The 14,717-nt window shown below is 63.6% G+C and carries 15 protein-coding genes; 11 read left to right on the top strand and 4 right to left on the bottom strand.

The window, feature by feature from the left end; all coding sequences use genetic code 11:
- Positions 1-127: 127 nt before the first annotated feature.
- Together JQ553_RS02325 and JQ553_RS02320 are read left to right on the top strand one after the other, a co-directional pair.
- Complete coding sequence (locus tag JQ553_RS02325) at positions 128-820, top strand: alpha/beta family hydrolase (RefSeq protein WP_212498265.1); 693 nt, start codon at positions 128-130, stop codon at positions 818-820.
- A gap of 33 nt (positions 821-853) precedes the next feature.
- The gene (locus JQ553_RS02320; protein WP_212498264.1) at positions 854-1,579 is read left to right on the top strand and encodes an aspartate/glutamate racemase family protein; all 726 of its coding nucleotides are present in this window, start codon (positions 854-856) and stop codon (positions 1,577-1,579) included.
- A 79-nt stretch (positions 1,580-1,658) separates the two neighbouring features.
- On the opposite strand, the gene JQ553_RS02315 is transcribed toward JQ553_RS02320, so the two are convergent.
- Positions 1,659-2,438, bottom strand: coding sequence for an SDR family oxidoreductase (locus tag JQ553_RS02315; protein WP_212498263.1), 780 nt, complete (start codon positions 2,436-2,438; stop codon positions 1,659-1,661).
- Between the two features lie 39 nt (positions 2,439-2,477).
- A complete protein-coding gene (locus JQ553_RS02310) occupies positions 2,478-3,452 on the bottom strand; it encodes a ketopantoate reductase family protein (protein WP_212498262.1) in 975 nt (324 codons plus the stop codon).
- A gap of 218 nt (positions 3,453-3,670) precedes the next feature.
- On the opposite strand from JQ553_RS02310, the gene JQ553_RS02305 reads away from it, so the two are divergent.
- Entirely contained in the window at positions 3,671-4,471 is an 801-nt protein-coding gene (locus JQ553_RS02305) for an enoyl-CoA hydratase-related protein (RefSeq protein ID WP_212498261.1), read from the top strand.
- Positions 4,472-4,486: 15 nt separating this feature from the next.
- Here JQ553_RS02305 and JQ553_RS02300 read toward each other — a convergent pair whose 3' ends face one another.
- Positions 4,487-4,750: a hypothetical protein gene (locus JQ553_RS02300; RefSeq protein WP_212498260.1), complete on the bottom strand. Its 264-nt coding sequence runs from the start codon at positions 4,748-4,750 to the stop codon at positions 4,487-4,489.
- Positions 4,751-4,904: 154 nt separating this feature from the next.
- Between JQ553_RS02300 and JQ553_RS02295 the strand changes: the two genes are divergently transcribed.
- The 5 genes from JQ553_RS02295 to JQ553_RS02275 all read left to right on the top strand — a co-directional run bounded on the left by JQ553_RS02295 (position 4,905) and on the right by JQ553_RS02275 (position 10,856).
- Positions 4,905-6,272, top strand: coding sequence for an FAD-dependent oxidoreductase (locus JQ553_RS02295; RefSeq protein ID WP_212498259.1), 1,368 nt, complete (start codon positions 4,905-4,907; stop codon positions 6,270-6,272).
- A 50-nt stretch (positions 6,273-6,322) separates the two neighbouring features.
- Positions 6,323-7,327, top strand: coding sequence for an ABC transporter substrate-binding protein (locus tag JQ553_RS02290; protein WP_212498258.1), 1,005 nt, complete (start codon positions 6,323-6,325; stop codon positions 7,325-7,327).
- A gap of 157 nt (positions 7,328-7,484) precedes the next feature.
- Positions 7,485-8,258 (top strand): ABC transporter ATP-binding protein, encoded by a 774-nt coding sequence (locus JQ553_RS02285; RefSeq protein ID WP_212498257.1) that lies wholly within the window; start codon positions 7,485-7,487, stop codon positions 8,256-8,258.
- Positions 8,251-9,078 (top strand): ABC transporter permease, encoded by an 828-nt coding sequence (locus JQ553_RS02280; protein ID WP_212498256.1) that lies wholly within the window; start codon positions 8,251-8,253, stop codon positions 9,076-9,078. The genes JQ553_RS02285 and JQ553_RS02280 overlap by 8 nt, the downstream gene beginning before the upstream one ends.
- Before the next feature lie 353 nt (positions 9,079-9,431).
- A complete protein-coding gene (locus JQ553_RS02275) occupies positions 9,432-10,856 on the top strand; it encodes a DUF1254 domain-containing protein (RefSeq protein ID WP_212498255.1) in 1,425 nt (474 codons plus the stop codon).
- A gap of 175 nt (positions 10,857-11,031) precedes the next feature.
- On the opposite strand, the gene JQ553_RS02270 is transcribed toward JQ553_RS02275, so the two are convergent.
- A complete protein-coding gene (locus JQ553_RS02270; RefSeq protein WP_212498254.1) occupies positions 11,032-12,021 on the bottom strand; it encodes an AraC family transcriptional regulator in 990 nt (329 codons plus the stop codon).
- A 214-nt stretch (positions 12,022-12,235) separates the two neighbouring features.
- On the opposite strand from JQ553_RS02270, the gene JQ553_RS02265 reads away from it, so the two are divergent.
- The 3 genes from JQ553_RS02265 to JQ553_RS02255 all read left to right on the top strand — a co-directional run bounded on the left by JQ553_RS02265 (position 12,236) and on the right by JQ553_RS02255 (position 14,717).
- On the top strand, positions 12,236-12,625 hold the full coding sequence (locus JQ553_RS02265; RefSeq protein ID WP_212498253.1) for a VOC family protein: 390 nt from the start codon (positions 12,236-12,238) through the stop codon (positions 12,623-12,625).
- Positions 12,626-12,706: 81 nt separating this feature from the next.
- Positions 12,707-13,849 (top strand): 3-keto-5-aminohexanoate cleavage protein, encoded by a 1,143-nt coding sequence (locus JQ553_RS02260; RefSeq protein WP_249143889.1) that lies wholly within the window; start codon positions 12,707-12,709, stop codon positions 13,847-13,849.
- An 85-nt stretch (positions 13,850-13,934) separates the two neighbouring features.
- Positions 13,935-14,717, top strand: a complete 783-nt coding sequence (locus tag JQ553_RS02255; protein WP_283817200.1) for a carboxymuconolactone decarboxylase family protein — start codon at positions 13,935-13,937, stop codon at positions 14,715-14,717.

Here is a 14,717-nt window from a genome sequence, read left to right as displayed (position 1 = left end):
CGCTTGGTCCACCAATGAAATCGGCGTGTGAGCCATTTCGCGATCGGTGGACGGATGCCGTGACGTTTGCGCGGATCGCGGCCAAAAGCTAGAAACGGCTGAGCCAAACGACAAGGAGATGGCCGACTTGCAGGCGGCCCGCGCGCAACAACTCACGATCGAAATCGCGAACAAGGGCGCAGTGTCCGGGCTGCTGCTGCGGCCAGATCGCGCGCATGCGGCCTACGTCTTCGCCCATGGGGCTGGTGCCGGCATGACGCACGCATCCATGGCGACGATTGCCGAAGGCCTGGCCGAGCGGGGTATCGCGACGCTCCGCTATCAATTCCCGTACATGGACAAGGGCAGCAAGCGGCCCGACCCGCCGGCGATCGCACAGGCGACGGTGCGGGCCGCGGTGGCGGAAGCGGTCCGCCGTTGCGGCGATCTGCCGCTGTTTGCCGGCGGCAAATCGTTCGGCGGACGCATGACCTCGCAAGCCCAGGCGAAAACGCCCCTCGCTGGCGTGCGGGGGCTGGTGTTCCTCGGTTTTCCCTTGCATCCCGCCGGAAAGCCGTCGAGCGAACGGGCCGATCACCTCGAAAGCGTCGAGGTGCCGATGCTGTTCCTGCAGGGTACGCGCGATGCGCTGGCGGCGCTCGATCTGCTCGAGCCCATGGTGAAGGGTCTCGGCTCGCGAGCGACGCTGCACCCGGTGAAGGAGGCCGATCACTCCTTCCACGTGCTGGTCCGCTCCGGCCGCAATGACCGCGAGGTGATGGCCGAGGTGCTCGATGCCTTCGCCGCGTGGGTCGCCGGGATCATTGAACGGACGGCTTGATCATGGCCGGGCGGTGGATGCTAATCTCGATCCATGACAAAGATCCTGATCGTCAATCCCAACACCACTGCATCGATGACAGCGACCATCGCGGCTGCGGGCCGCGCGGTGGCGGCCGCGGGCACCGAGATCGAGGCGCTGACCTCGTCGATGGGGCCGGCCTCGATCGAGGGTTTCTATGACGAGGCCTTCGCCGTTCCGGGCCTGATCGCGGCATTGCAGAGCGCGCCCGGTGCGGATGCCGGCATCATCGCCTGTTTCGACGACACCGGGCTCGACGCCGCGCGAGCGGCGGCGCAATTCCCGGTGGTCGGCATTTGCGAGGCGGCGTTGGTCACCGCGGGCCAGATCGCCAAGCGAATCGCGATCGTCACCACGCTGCCTCGTTCGATCGTTCCTCTGGAAGAACTGGTCCGTCGCTACGGCTTTGCCGACCGTGCCGTCGTCACCGCCTGTGACGTTGCGGTGCTGGATCTCGAGCAGCGAGGCTCGGGCGCGAAGGCGAAGCTGCAGGCGGAAATCGTGCGGGCGCTCGACAAGGGCGCCGATGCCATCGTGCTCGGTTGTGCCGGCATGGCCGAGCTGGCGCATGAATTGTCAGGAGAGTTCGCCGTCCCTGTCGTCGACGGCGTCACCGCCGCCGTGAAGCAGGCGGAGGCATTGGCCGGGTTGAAGCTCACGACCTCGCGGCGGGGCGCCTACGCATCGCCCGCCGCGAAAAGCTACGCGGGACTGCTGGAAAAGTTCGCGCCACCATGACAACGGATGGCTTCGTCGCTTCAGCGCAAAATTGCTTTGCAATTATGTCGTGAACTCCTGGCAACGACGGCTGAAATGTTCACGACACCGGGCCACCATAGATCCGGTCGCGCAGACGGCGCATGCCTGATAGCCAGCGCTCGCGATCGGCCGCCTTGCGCTCCATGTATCCCTGCACCTGCGGATGCGAGAGGATGAGGAAGCGCTCTTCTTCCATCGCCTCGATCACCATCCGCGCGACTTCGGCCGGCTGCAGCACGCCGTCGACCCGAGCAGCGCTCGGGCCCGGCGTGGTCATGCCCGTCTGCACCGATTGCGGGCAGAGCACGGAGACGCGGACGCCGCGGTCGCCGTATTGAATGGCGAGATGCTCGGCGAGCGCAACTGCCGCGTTCTTCGTCACGCCGTAAGGCATCGAGTTCAGCGACGCTAACAGCCCCGCAGCCGATGCGGTGTTGAGCAGATAGCCGGTGCCGCGCGCCAGCATGCCCGGCACCAGCGCGCGCGCCGCAAACACGTGGCTCATCACATGCACCCGCCAGCTTATGTCCCAGTCGGCGTCCGACGCCGTCTCCTGTCCCTTGCGCGACAGCCCGGCATTGGAGAAGAAGACATCGACCGGCCCGTATTTGTCCTCGGCGGCGGCCACCAGCGCCTTGACGTCCTCTTCCAGCCCGACATCGGCGGTCACCGCGAGGGCGTCGATATCGCCGGCGACGCTCGCGAGCCGATCACGCGAGGTCTTGAGGTCGGCGACCACGACGCCGCGCGCGCCGCCTTCGGCATAGGCGCGAGCGACTGCTTCGCCGATGCCGCTCGCGCCGCCGGTGACGACGCAGACCTTACCTCTCACTTGCATGGTTCAACGTCCTGCCTTGTTCCTGCTGCGCGCGTATTCTCAACCCTGGTCGAGCCCTTTGTCACGCGCCTTCCTGATCGCGAGCGCGGCCATCAGGTCGAGCATCGGGGTGGCAAGGCCGGCCGTGCGCGCGAACGCGGCAGGGGCGCGGACCAGTACGTCGATCTCCATGACGCGGCCAAGCTCGAAATCCTGCAGGATCGACGGCTTGTGGTCCGGCGCGGGGCCGGTGCGCGTGACGCGCTTAACCGCGGGGATATAGTGCGTCGCAACCATATTGGCCTCATCGAGCAGGCGCGGGATTACGTCTTGCAGCGCCGGATCGTCGCGCACGCCGCGCGCGGTCTGTCCTGTCAAAAGGCATAGCACCGACATCGACATGTTGGTCAGGAGTTTCGACCAGATCGTCTCGCGGATTTCCTTCACGTCAGGCGATTCGATCTCGGCGTCATTCAGAGCGGCGCGCAGCCGCGCGATTCGATCGCTCCGGCGATCGTCGCACTCGCCGATCAGGAGGCGGTTGCGCTCGGGTGAGAGATTTGCCGCAACGCCCGGCGCGATGACTTCGTTGGAGGAAAAGATCACGCCGCCTATGATCCGCCGCTTCGGCACGGCCGCCCGCAGCTGCCCGCCGGGGTCGAGGAAGCTGAGGTCGGGGATGTCAGGATGTCGCGCCGGCAGGCCAAGATCGTACCACCAGGGGATACCGTTCTGCGCGAACACAATTGCGGTGTCGTCATTGAGCAGAGGCGCGAGCCCGGTTGCGAGCGCGCCGATCCCGGTTGCCTTCAGCGTGCTGATGACGACATCCTGCGGCCCGAGTTCGGCGGGATCGGCCGACGCCTTCACCCTCGCCTTGAGGTGGGTGTCGCCAACCTTCAGCGTCAGGCCGTTGGCCCTGACCGCGTCGAGATGCGGCCCGCGCATCACGCAGCACACGTCATGGCCGCCGCGCGCGAGCCGGACCGCAAGGTGGCTGCCGACGGCGCCCGCGCCGAAAATGCAAATGCGCATGGGTGGAACCAGCCCTCTCGATGATGCCTTGCCAGTTTCCACAACCGCGCCGCCTCGCGCAACCGGTCATGCGCGTGGCGCGGGTGCTTCGTGCCGGAAAGTGATGGATCAAGCGATGGGCTTTCCGCCATAGTGCCGTGCATCATCAGATCATGTTGCGGGAAAACCGCTACGCACTTTTCCGGATCATGCTCTGGTGCCAAGAGGGAGAAGTGTGCATGCCGGCCAGCCCAGTCCTGTGGAGCCTTGACGAGCGTGGGGTTGCGACCGTCACGCTGAACCGCCCGGAGGTCAACAACGCCTATGACGGCGCCTTGATCCAGGGCGTGCTCGCGGCGATCGACGACCTCTCCACCAAGCGGCCGCGTGTCGTCGTGCTCAAGGGCAATGGCAAGCACTTCCAGGCCGGCGCCGATCTGAAATGGATCAACGGCGTGCGACCGCAATCATCTGATGAGAACGAGGCGGCGTCGCGCGCGACGTTTGAGGCGGTGCAGCGGCTCAACACGTTGCCGGTCCCGACGGTGGCGCTGGTGCAGGGCGGCTGCTTCGGCGGCGGCACCGGCGTGATCGCGGCTTGCGATGTGGTGATCGCGGCCGACAATGCACTGTTCTCGATCACCGAGGTGCGCTGGGGGCTGACCGCCGCGATCATCATCCCGCAGCTCTGCGATGCGATCGGCGTGCGCCAGGTGCGGCGCTACGCCCTGACCGGCGAGCGCTTTGGCGCCGAGGATGCCCGCCGCATCGGCCTTGTGCATGAGGTGGTGCCGTTAGCCGACCTCGATGGCGCCGGCGCCAAGGTGGTCGAGCAGTTGCTCGCCAATGCCCCGGACGCGCTGGCCGAGACAAAACGGCTGGCCATGGAGAGTTCGTTCGGGGGAATGGCCGTCGACGACGCGGCCTATGCCCGTCTGGTCAAGTTGCACTCGGCCAAGCGGCAGACCGCGGAAGCCGCCGAAGGGCTGGCATCCTTCGCCGAGAAGCGTGCGGGAAGCTGGGGGCGTGGCAAAGCGTAGCTCGCGCCGTGCCATTCAACACCCGCGGCAGATGCTGCGCAGGCTGCGATAGACCTCTTCGTCCTCGTGGCGCATCTGTTGCAGCGACTCAAAGACTTTCGAATCGCTCGATGTCGATGGTGCCGGCTCGGGCTTGCGTCGGGCTGCAAGCTCGTCCTCCTGGCGGTGATAGCAGGCTTCCCGTTCCGCCTTGGCCTGGATGAAGCGGCACTGCTCGATCGCCGAGGCCGGCGTGGCGCAAATGACGAGGCCGAGCGATAAGGAAAGCGGAGTTTTCAAGACGAATGGTCCTTTCGCTGCCGTTGTCGCAGTTCCTCCAAACGGACGCAATAACGGGCTTGTGTGGCCGCCGTTCCCCAGACGCGGTGGACTCCGGCAGCGCCGTGCCGCAATAGCGTGTCTTCGCAAGCCATGATGGCTTGACCATTTTGGGATGTCAGATTTGCCCCGGACGATCGAAGAACCAGCGCGGCAGGTCCCGATCTACGGCGAGTATGACGTGGTCGTGCTCGGCGGCGGGCCAGCGGGCATCGCGGCGGCCGTCGCCGCGGCGCGCGCCGGACGGCGCACGCTCTTGATCGAGCGCTACGGGTTCCTCGGCGGCATGGGCACCGCCGCCGGCGTCACCAATTTCTGCGGGCTGCACGCCAATGTCTTTGGCGAGATGCACCGGGTGGTGCAGGGGATCGCCTCCGACCTTCTGGCGCGGATCGACCGGCTCGGCGGGTTGAACGCGCCGCATCTGATCCTCGGCAAAATCCTTGCGCAGGCCTACGACACCGCGGCCTACAAGATCGCGGCTGACGATCTGCTTGCGCATCACAAGGTCGACATTCTGTTCCATGCGATCGGCGCCGGCGTTGTCATGGATGGTCCGCGCATCCGCGCGCTGATGGTGGAGACCAAGGCCGGGCGGCAGGCGGTGCTCGCCAGCATCTTTATCGATTGCTCCGGCGACGGCGACCTTGCGGCCTGGGCCGGCGCACCCTATGAGGTCGGCGACGCCGCCGGTAGCATGCTCTATCCCTCGATGATGTTCCGCCTCAACGGCATCGATCCCGCGAAGGCCGGCGACGCCTGGCGAACGATCCCGGCCCTGATGGAAGAGGCCGAGGCCGCCGGCACCCACAAATTCCCGCGCAAGGCCGCGATCGTGCGGCCGCAGAAATCGCAGATCGAATGGCGGGTGAATTTCACACAGCTTGCGCGCGGCGACGGCACGGCGGTCTCCGGCATCGACCCCGACGATATGACCCGCGGCGAGATCGAGGGCCGCCGCCAGGCGGTCGAGGCCTTCGCATTCCTGCGCACCGTGCCCGGCTTCGAAAACTCCTACATCGTCGACTTGCCGCCGCAGCTCGGCATCCGCGAAACCCGGCGCTTGATCGGCGGTTACATGCTAAGCGGTGAAGACGTGATCGGCTGCGCGTCGTTTGCGGATTCGATCGGCGTCAACGGCTGGCCGAAGGAATCCCATGTCGCGGGCGACGTGATCTTCGAGTTTCCGCCGATCCCGCAGTCGCGCGGCTTCAACGAGTTGCCGTATCGTATGCTGCTGCCGGAGGGTGTCGACAATCTCTTGGTAGCCGGGCGCTGCGCCTCGATGACCCATGAGGGCCAATCGGCGGCGCGGGTTTCGGGTGCCTGTTTCGCGATGGGCGAGGCGGCGGGAACCGCGGCGGCGCTGGCGCTATCGGGCAATGCGATTCCGCGCGACATTTCCGTCGAAAAGTTGCAACAACGACTCACCGCGCAAGGCGCATTCATTGGACGCGATCAGGCGGTGCCTGCGGGACTTTAGAACTCGCGTGACGGCTCGTTCGAAATGCGTGCCAGGTTGGAGGATACGGAATGAAGCGATGGGTACGGCTCGCGGTTGCAGGCCTGCTGGCGCTCGCGGCGAGTTCGACCGCGCGGGCCGATGATCTGTTGAAGGCCAGGATCGGCGTGCTCCGCCTGTCGTCATCGGCGCCCGTGTTCATCGCGCAGGACAAGGGCTATTTCCGCGACGTTGGGCTCGACGTCGAGCTGAAGTTCTTCGACGCGGCGCAGCCGATTGCGGTGGCCACCGCATCAGGTGATGTCGATTTCGGCATCACCGCGTTCACAGCGGGCCTGTACAATCTCGCCGGCAAGGGCACGCTGAAGGTGATCGGCGGCATGAGCCGGGAGAAGGCCGGCTATCCCCTGATCGGTTATTTCGCCAGCAAAAATGCCTATGCGGCAGGCCTCAAGACGCCGAAGGATCTCGCGGGCAAGCGCGTGGCGGTGACGCAGGTCGGCTCCAGCTTCCACTATTCGCTCGGCCTGCTCGCAGACAAATACGGCTTCAAGCTGTCAGAGGTGAAGATCGTTCCGCTGCAATCGCTGTCAAATGCCGCCGCTGCGCTGAAGGGCGAGACCGTCGACGCCGCGCTGTTGCCGGTCTCAACCGCGCGCACGCTGATGGATTCCAATGGCGCGAAGCTCCTCGGTTGGGTCGGCGACGAGACGCCGTGGCAGTTGGGCGCCGTATTCGCCTCGCCGAAGACGCTGACCCATGCGGCGCTGGTGACGAAGCTGCTGGCCGCGCTGGCTCGCGCGGACCGCGAGTATCACGACGTGATCCTGGCTGTGGTCAAGGACGGTGTTGCACCGATCGACGAGAAGACAAGGCCGCTGCTGGATATCATCGCCAAATACACCAACCTCCCGGTCGAGCAGGTGGTCGGTAATTGCGCCTATATCGATCCCGACGGCAGGCTCGACGTGAAGAACGTTTCCAACCAGATCGCGTGGCTGCAGGAGCAGGGCTTTGTCGACAAGGGTTTTGATGCAAATGCGATCATTGCAAAGGATTACGTGAAGGGAGATTGAACGTGGAGCGTGCGTCCAAATCATTGCGAGCGAAGCGAAGCAATCCATCTTGCCGGGCAAATGAAGGATGGATTGCGTCGTCGCTCCAGCGCAAAATTGCTTTGCAATTTTGTCGCGAGCTTCTCGCAATGGCGAATCCTGCGACCTAGAGTTCTAGATGGACCTGATCGCCGACCATATCAGCCACCGCTTCGGCAAGCTTGCCGTGCTCGACGACGTCTCGTTCACGGTCAGCGCCGGCGAGGTGGTGGCGATCGTCGGCCCCTCCGGCTGCGGCAAGAGCACGCTCCTGTCGATCCTCGGCGGCCTGCTGCGGCCGGATGAGGGCGCAGCCGAACTGCGCGGCGCGCCGCCGGCCGACAGCCTCAATCCGCTGACCTTCGTGTTCCAGGATTCTGCGCTGCTGCCATGGAGCACGGTGGAGGAGAATGTCGAATTTCCGTTGCTGCACACAGCCTTGACCGCAGCCGAGCGCCGCGCCGTGATCGACGACGCGCTGCTCCGCACCGGGCTCGTCGATTTCCGCACCACCTATCCGAAGCAGCTTTCCGGTGGCATGCGCCAGCGCGTCGGCATCGCGCGCGCACTCGCCGTGCGGCCCGCGATCCTGTTGATGGACGAGCCGCTGTCGGCACTGGATTCTCAGACCCGCGAGTTGCTGATGGAGGATTTCGTCCGCCTGCTCGCCGATGGCGCGATGGGCGCGGTCTATGTCACGCATAATCTCGAGGAGGCCGTGCGGCTCGCCGACCGTGTCGTCGTGCTGTCGCGCCGGCCCGGCCGCATCAGGGAGATCGTGACCATTCCGATGATGCGCGCCGAGCGCGGCGGTTCGGGTGCACGTGCCCAAATGGTGTCGCTGCAGGGCGAATTGTGGTCGCTGATCCGCAACGAGGCGATCGATGCCGAACGCGAGGTGCAGCATGCTTGACCGCGCTGCGCCAGACACAAAGGAGGAATCCACCGAGAGGCGGCGGCCTGTCGCGTTTCGCGGCGCGGGCTTCACGCCTGACAACGGCCGCTACGTCGGCTCGATTACGCTCGCGCTGGTCGTCGCGGTCTGGCAACTCGCCGGCAGTTCGGGCTGGGTCAATCCGCTTTTCCTGCCGGCGCCGTCGGCGATTGCGGTCGCGCTCTACAAGCTTGCGACATCAGGGGCACTGTGGCAGCACCTCTGGTGGTCGCTGCTTCGCATCGGCGCGGGGTGGATCATCGGCACGGCGGCTGGCGTCATCACGGGCTTTGCGATCGGGCTGTCGACGATGGCGCGCGGCGTCGGCATCACCTTCATCTCGGCGCTGTTCCCGATCCCGAAGATCGCGCTGCTGCCGCTGCTCATCCTTTGGCTCGGGATCGGCGAGGAGCCGAAGATCGCGACGATCGCGCTCGGGGTGTTCTTCTCGACCGCGATCTCGGTCTATAGCGGCGTCGACGCGGTGCCGCGTAATCTGATCCGGATGGCGCAGAGTTTCAATGTGCCGTTCCACGCCATCGTCCGCCGCGTAATCTGGCCGGGCGCGCTGCCCTCGATCCTGGCCGGCTTCCGCATCACCGCCTCGGTCGCGCTGCTGCTCGTCGTCAGCGCCGAGATGATCGGCGCGCAATTCGGCATCGGCGCCTTCGTGCTGCAGGCCGGCAATTTGCTGCAAACCGATCAGCTGCTCGCCGGCGTCGTGATCCTGTCGTTGTTCGGGCTTGCGGTGGGCAAGCTGATCAACTGGATGGAAGCGCGGCTCCTGCACTGGCGGTAAGACTTTAGGGGAGCAAAGCCTCAGCGTGCCCACGCACTGCCCGACGGTCGGTAAGCTGCTGCCGTCTTGCCACGGTTACTTCTTCGGAGGCAGGCATTCGTCGCGTTCAGTGCCGCTCCTTGTGCAGGTCGCTTCCGGCGAGCCCTTACGATAATGCCACCGCCTGAGATGCTGGGGCTTCCGGCACATAATTTTGAGCTGTGTCGTAAAATAACAAGCATAGCGAAGTAGACGTCGTCTTGGATGACGGCCGTCATGGCCGCCGGCAAATCCAATCGTGCGGCAATGCAGGTAGACTGACCCGATATTCTTGATCGACTATTCCTTTTGGAAGCCCATTGCAGGAGTGAAAGATGAAAATCAGCCGTCGCTCGTTGACTTTCGGTAGCCTGAGCATTCTCTCGAGCGTCTCTTTCAGCACGCTGAGCCGAGCTGAACTGGGCGGCCTCAACCTCGGCGAGGGGCTCGAGGACTTCTGGCTGGCGACCGATGCATACATCTTTGGCTATCCCCTCGTGACCATGGAAATGACCCGCCGGGTCATCACCAATGTGGCAATCCCGGAGGGCACCCGTGCACCGATGGGCCAGTTGGTCAAGCTGCGCCAGTACCCGGATGCTTCGTTTCGCGACGTTACCGCGCCCAATGCTGATACGCTCTACACCACCGCGTTTTTCGATGTCGGCCAGGAGCCATGGGTATTGAGCATCCCCGACATGAGGGACCGGTACTTTCTCTTCCCGATGCTCGATGGCTGGACCAATGTCTTTCAGGTCCCGGGCAAGCGGACCACCGGGACGGGGCCACAAACCTACGCGATTACCGGGCCGGGCTGGAGCGGCACGCTGCCGGCCGGCATCAAGGAATACAAGTCGCCCACCAACATCGTATGGCTGTTGGGACGCATTTACTGCACCGGCACACCGGAAGACTACAAGGCGGTTCACGCGTTACAGGATCAATGCCAGCTGGTGCCGCTCAGCTCTTACGGAAAGCCGTACACTCCGCCGGAGGGGAGGGTCGATCCTGCAATCGATATGAAGATGGCCGTGCGGGATCAGGTGAACCGGATGGATGCGCGCGAGTACTTCGCGCTGCTGGCGCAACTCATGAAGACCAATCCGCCGGCTGCTGCGGACGCGCCTGAGCTCGCTCGTTTTGCGAAGATCGGGCTCGTCCCGGGCCAGGATTTCGACGCCAGCAAGCTCAACGCCGATTTCGTCAAGCGCATTCCTCAGGTCGGTTTCGACCGGATCATGGCTCAGTTCAAGCTCAACAAGGAGCTGAAGGACATCAATGGATGGATGTTCACGACCAAGACAGGCGTCTACGGCACCGACTATCTGATGCGCGCCTTTGTCACGGCGATTGGACTTGGCGCCAACCGGCCGCAAGACGCGATCTATCCGACGTCACAAAAGGACGCCGATGGCCGGGCGTATGACGGGACGAAAAAATACGTGATGCGTTTCCCTAGAGATCAGTTGCCGCCGGTGCGGGGCTTCTGGTCGGTCACGATGTATGACGCCGACTATTTCTTCGTGGCCAATCCGATCAATCGTTACTCGATCAGCGCGCGTCAGAGCCTCAAGAGCAATGAGGACGGCTCGATCGATCTTTACATCCAGAAGGACTCGCCCGGCGCGGACCTGGAGTCGAACTGGCTTCCGGCGCCGGCGAGCAAATTCATTCTGATGTTGCGGATGTATTGGCCCAGCGAGGACAATCCATCAATCCTTGACGGTTCGTGGACGATACCACCCGTGAAGCCGGTGTGAGGCCTGGCGTGAACACAAGACGGAGCGTGTGCGCCTCGCGGCAAACGCTTAGCTTGCGGGGCGCACAGGGTGGACGATCTCCTTGGCGGAAGCCCTCTGATTGATGTCATTGTCGGCGATCTGCCGCGGCGCCAAAGACTTGGCGCAACGTCCACCTCGGACCTAAGCGTCGCATTCAGTAGGTGCGCCACTCGCTGGGTGCCATGCCCGACCAGCGCTGAAACGCGTGGGTAAAGTTGCTCGGATCGCCGTAGCCGAGTGCCAGTGCGATGTCGGTGATCTCCATTCGGGTGCCTCCGAGCAATTGGCGGGCAACTTCGAAACGCGCTTCATTGATCAATTCACGGAAGCTCCTTCCCTCCGCCTGCAATCGGCGGTTCAACGTCCGGGGCAGCATCGAGAGCTCGCTCGCCACTGCTTCCAACGAGGTGTCAGGGGAGATCACGCGGGCGCGGAGCATGCGGACCACCGTCTGCGTGATGTTTGGTTGCTCGATGGCCCAATAATCGGCAACCGACTTTTCCAATATTCGGCGCAGCGCCGGATCTGCGCTGCGGACGGGACGGCTGAGCAGACGGGCAGGAAAGACCAGCGCGCATTGCTCCGCATCGAACCGTGGATTGGAGCCAAACAGGCTGCGATAGGGTGCGGTATTGCCGGGTGCGCGACGGGAGCAAAGAACCTCATCGGGTGCTGTGCCCGCGAGCTCCCTGAGCAAGTTAAATCCTACGGCGATCGCCCCGTCGGTGATCTGCTCGATTGCCTGCACGCCCGGAAGATGGATCGCGTAACCCAAGAACGCGACATCGTTCTGGACCAGTAGATAGACGACGGAGCCGCGCACATAGCGTCGCTGGTTGGTGCAGAGGTCGAGGATCGCATCCTTGACTGTGGGCGCAGTCTGCATCAGCCGTCCTACCAGCCCGAGGCTGGCCGTTCCTGACCGTTGCCCAACGAGAAGCCCAAAATGCTCGCATTTTGTCGCAGCCACGCAAGCCTGGATAAGCCTGCCGAGCTCGACGAACGTGAGAGAGTTTTCGGGGTTACGCAGCAGGTCAGGGTCGATGCCGGCACCCGCGATTACCGTTGCCGGATCTTCCCCCATCTCGCGCAAGACCTGGGGGAGTTCGACCAGGACTCCGACACGTTGCCGCCCGTCCGTCATCTCGTTTCCTTAGTCGTGGAGCCAAGAGAACTGCAATTTCACATGACAAAGATCATACCAAATTTTCCAACGGCGTGTCGCAAAATAACAAGCAGCGTCCTTCCATTGTCGGTCACATGCCAACCGTCGCGTAGCTGCCCGCTTTCATCGGCATCGACCACGCTGATCCAATTCTGGTGGAATACAGACACGGCAAGTTTTTCGAGGGATCGGAATGACCGGCCAGGTAACCCACTTTGAAATCTACGGCGAGGATCCCGCAGGTCTCGCAGAGTTCTACGCCAGCCTGTTCGGCTGGCAGATCGTGAAGGCGCCGGGCGTCGGCTATTGGCGAATCCAGACCGGACCGAAGCGCGGCAACGGTTTCGATGCGGGTTTGACCTATCGACCGACGACCGGCCCGCACTGCTGGCTCAACTACGTGACAGTCGATTCGATGGATGCGGCACTCATGCAGGCGCAACGCATGGGCGCGAGCATCGTGCGCCCGAAGACGGCCGTCCCCAGGACGGGTTGGTGCAGCGTTCTTCAGGATCCGCAGGGAAATTCCTTCGCCATTTGGCAAGCCGATCCAACGGCATTCCCACCACCGGAGCCGGATTGATGCGGCAGCCGGCTCGTCCGCGAGAACATTGGACTGTCCGCGGCAATGGTGACTCAGGCCACCAACGGAAGGGAGACGAACATGTACTACACCGACGACTCGATTCTTCCAGAAAACATGGAGCCATTGATCATCACCGCGGCTCCATACGGGCCGGAGTGGATACCGGGCGATGCCGATATCCCGGTGACATGGGATGAACAGGTTCAGGCCGCGGTAGATTGTTACAACGCCGGCGCCACGATGCTGCACGTCCATGTGCGCGACCCCGCCACCGGTCATGGCTCGGTGGACTTCGACCAGTTCAACTACTTCATCGGACGGCTGAGGCAGGCCGTACCGAAGATGATCCTGCAGGTGGGCGGCTCGATCTCATTTTCGCCCAAGACCGCCGACGCAAAGGCGAAGTGGCTGGACTACGACACCCGGCACATGCTGACCGAGCTCGATCCGAAGCCGGACTGCGTCACCGTCGCGACCGGCACAACCCAGTGGGATATCATGTCCTGGATGTCGGCAGACGACGTCAAGGGGACGCACCTCGAAGACAACCCCAAGGTCCAGGCCGCCTGGGCCGGCATGTGGGTTGACGCCGGCCCCGCATTTTATCTCGAGCACTTGAAGCGGCTGCGCAAAAATCGGATTCAGCCTTATTTCGTACCTGCCCACGTCCATCAGCTCGAGATCATCGAGCGTCTGATCCGCGCCGGCGTGTACATGGGCCCCATGAACCTTGCCATCGCCGGTTATGGCGGCGGCACGCTCGGCCGCAATCCCTACCACTGGATGGATTTCCTTCGCCAGGTGCCGCAAGGAGCCGTCGCGACCTTCTGGACCAGCATGCGAGGGCTGATCCCGATCTCAGCGATGGCGATCGTGCTCGGGCAGCACGTGCGCGTCGGCAATGAGGACAATCTGTGGGGTCCGGACAAGAAGCGCCGCACCACGGTGCAGCAGGTCGAAGGAGCGGTGCGCATCTGCAAGGAGTTCGGGCGCAAGGTCGCGACGGCCGAGGAGGCACGGCAGATCATGAAGGTTGGCGTCTGGTACGACAGTGTCGAGGAGACGCTTCATAATCTTGGTCTGCCGCCAAATCGCCGCGACGGCCAGCCCGGCTTCTTGGTCTGGGAGACCGAAGGCAGGAAGACGGTGGCAAAGACCGGCGGCGATTCTCATCCCATGGCATACTGCATGGTGCCCCCGCCGCAAGTCGCCGCCGAGTAAGCAACGCTCACCGGGTCCTGCGCGTGTTCGACGTTGGACCCGGCGCGCGCCTTTGCAACCACCCGCGGCGTCGACAGGAGGCGAAATGACGATCACTCGACAGACCACGGGCGCTTCCGCAGCCAACTCGCCAGCGCAAGCGGGCCCATGGGACGCGGCGGCGGCCAAGCTTGCGGAATGGGACCCGGCCTGGACTGCGGCTTGCGTGAGGATGACAACCAATCCATGGACTGAGGGGGTTCTGCCTCGAAGGTTCATCGAGCTGGTCGGAGTGGCGCTCAATGCCGCCTGCACGAATCTCAACCCGGATGGCACGCGCAGGCATATCCGGGCAGCGCTCGAAGCGGGCGCGACACGCGACGAAATTCTCATGATCCTGAAGATGGCCTCGGTGATGTCGATTCATTCCTGCAGCCTTGGCGCGCCGATCTTGCTTGAGGAGGCCAAGGCCGTCGCAGCGAAGCGTGCCGCGAGAGCCAAGGTATCGACGCCAGCCTGCGACAAGTTGAGGTCAGTTGGACAATGGAATGCGGCGTGGGATCCTTTTTTGTCACTCGATCCGACATGGACCGATGAGTTCATGACAACGGGTCTGTCCATCTATGGAAGCGGCCTGTTTACGCCGAAAGAAACAGAACTTCTGAGCATCGCCTTCGATGCCTCCTACACCCATATGTACGCGCCCGGCACGCGCCGTCACATCAAGGGGGCGCTCAAGGAAGGCGCGACCGTCGAGGAAATCATGGAGGTTCTGAAACTGTGCGTCGTTCAGGGCGTGCAGGCCTGCAATCTCGGCGTGCCGATCCTTGCGGAAGAATTGGAGCGATTGCGCCCAGGAAACAGTGCTCCATCGATCGAAGCGAAATGA

The organism is Bradyrhizobium lablabi, assembly GCF_018131005.1.
Classification (GTDB): Bacteria; Pseudomonadota; Alphaproteobacteria; order Rhizobiales; family Xanthobacteraceae; genus Bradyrhizobium; species Bradyrhizobium lablabi_D.
The sequence above is the reverse complement of the archived record's forward strand: the minus strand, read 5'-3'. Positions and strand labels throughout refer to the sequence as shown.

Bases quoted from the DNA above. Each gene is read 5' to 3' on its own strand.
- JQ553_RS02315 (WP_212498263.1), bottom strand. From the start codon at position 2,438: ATGCAAGTGAGAGGTAAGGTCTGCGTCGTCACCGGCGGCGCGAGCGGC.
- JQ553_RS02255 (WP_283817200.1), top strand. From the start codon at position 13,935: ATGACGATCACTCGACAGACCACGGGCGCTTCCGCAGCCAACTCGCCA.
- JQ553_RS02260 (WP_249143889.1), top strand. From the start codon at position 12,707: ATGTACTACACCGACGACTCGATTCTTCCAGAAAACATGGAGCCATTG.
- JQ553_RS02295 (WP_212498259.1), top strand. From the start codon at position 4,905: ATGTCAGATTTGCCCCGGACGATCGAAGAACCAGCGCGGCAGGTCCCG.
- JQ553_RS02285 (WP_212498257.1), top strand. From the start codon at position 7,485: ATGGACCTGATCGCCGACCATATCAGCCACCGCTTCGGCAAGCTTGCC.
- JQ553_RS02275 (WP_212498255.1), top strand. From the start codon at position 9,432: ATGAAAATCAGCCGTCGCTCGTTGACTTTCGGTAGCCTGAGCATTCTC.
- JQ553_RS02280 (WP_212498256.1), top strand. From the start codon at position 8,251: ATGCTTGACCGCGCTGCGCCAGACACAAAGGAGGAATCCACCGAGAGG.
- JQ553_RS02320 (WP_212498264.1), top strand. From the start codon at position 854: ATGACAAAGATCCTGATCGTCAATCCCAACACCACTGCATCGATGACA.
- JQ553_RS02270 (WP_212498254.1), bottom strand. From the start codon at position 12,021: ATGACGGACGGGCGGCAACGTGTCGGAGTCCTGGTCGAACTCCCCCAG.
- JQ553_RS02305 (WP_212498261.1), top strand. From the start codon at position 3,671: ATGCCGGCCAGCCCAGTCCTGTGGAGCCTTGACGAGCGTGGGGTTGCG.
- JQ553_RS02310 (WP_212498262.1), bottom strand. From the start codon at position 3,452: ATGCGCATTTGCATTTTCGGCGCGGGCGCCGTCGGCAGCCACCTTGCG.
- JQ553_RS02265 (WP_212498253.1), top strand. From the start codon at position 12,236: ATGACCGGCCAGGTAACCCACTTTGAAATCTACGGCGAGGATCCCGCA.
- JQ553_RS02290 (WP_212498258.1), top strand. From the start codon at position 6,323: ATGAAGCGATGGGTACGGCTCGCGGTTGCAGGCCTGCTGGCGCTCGCG.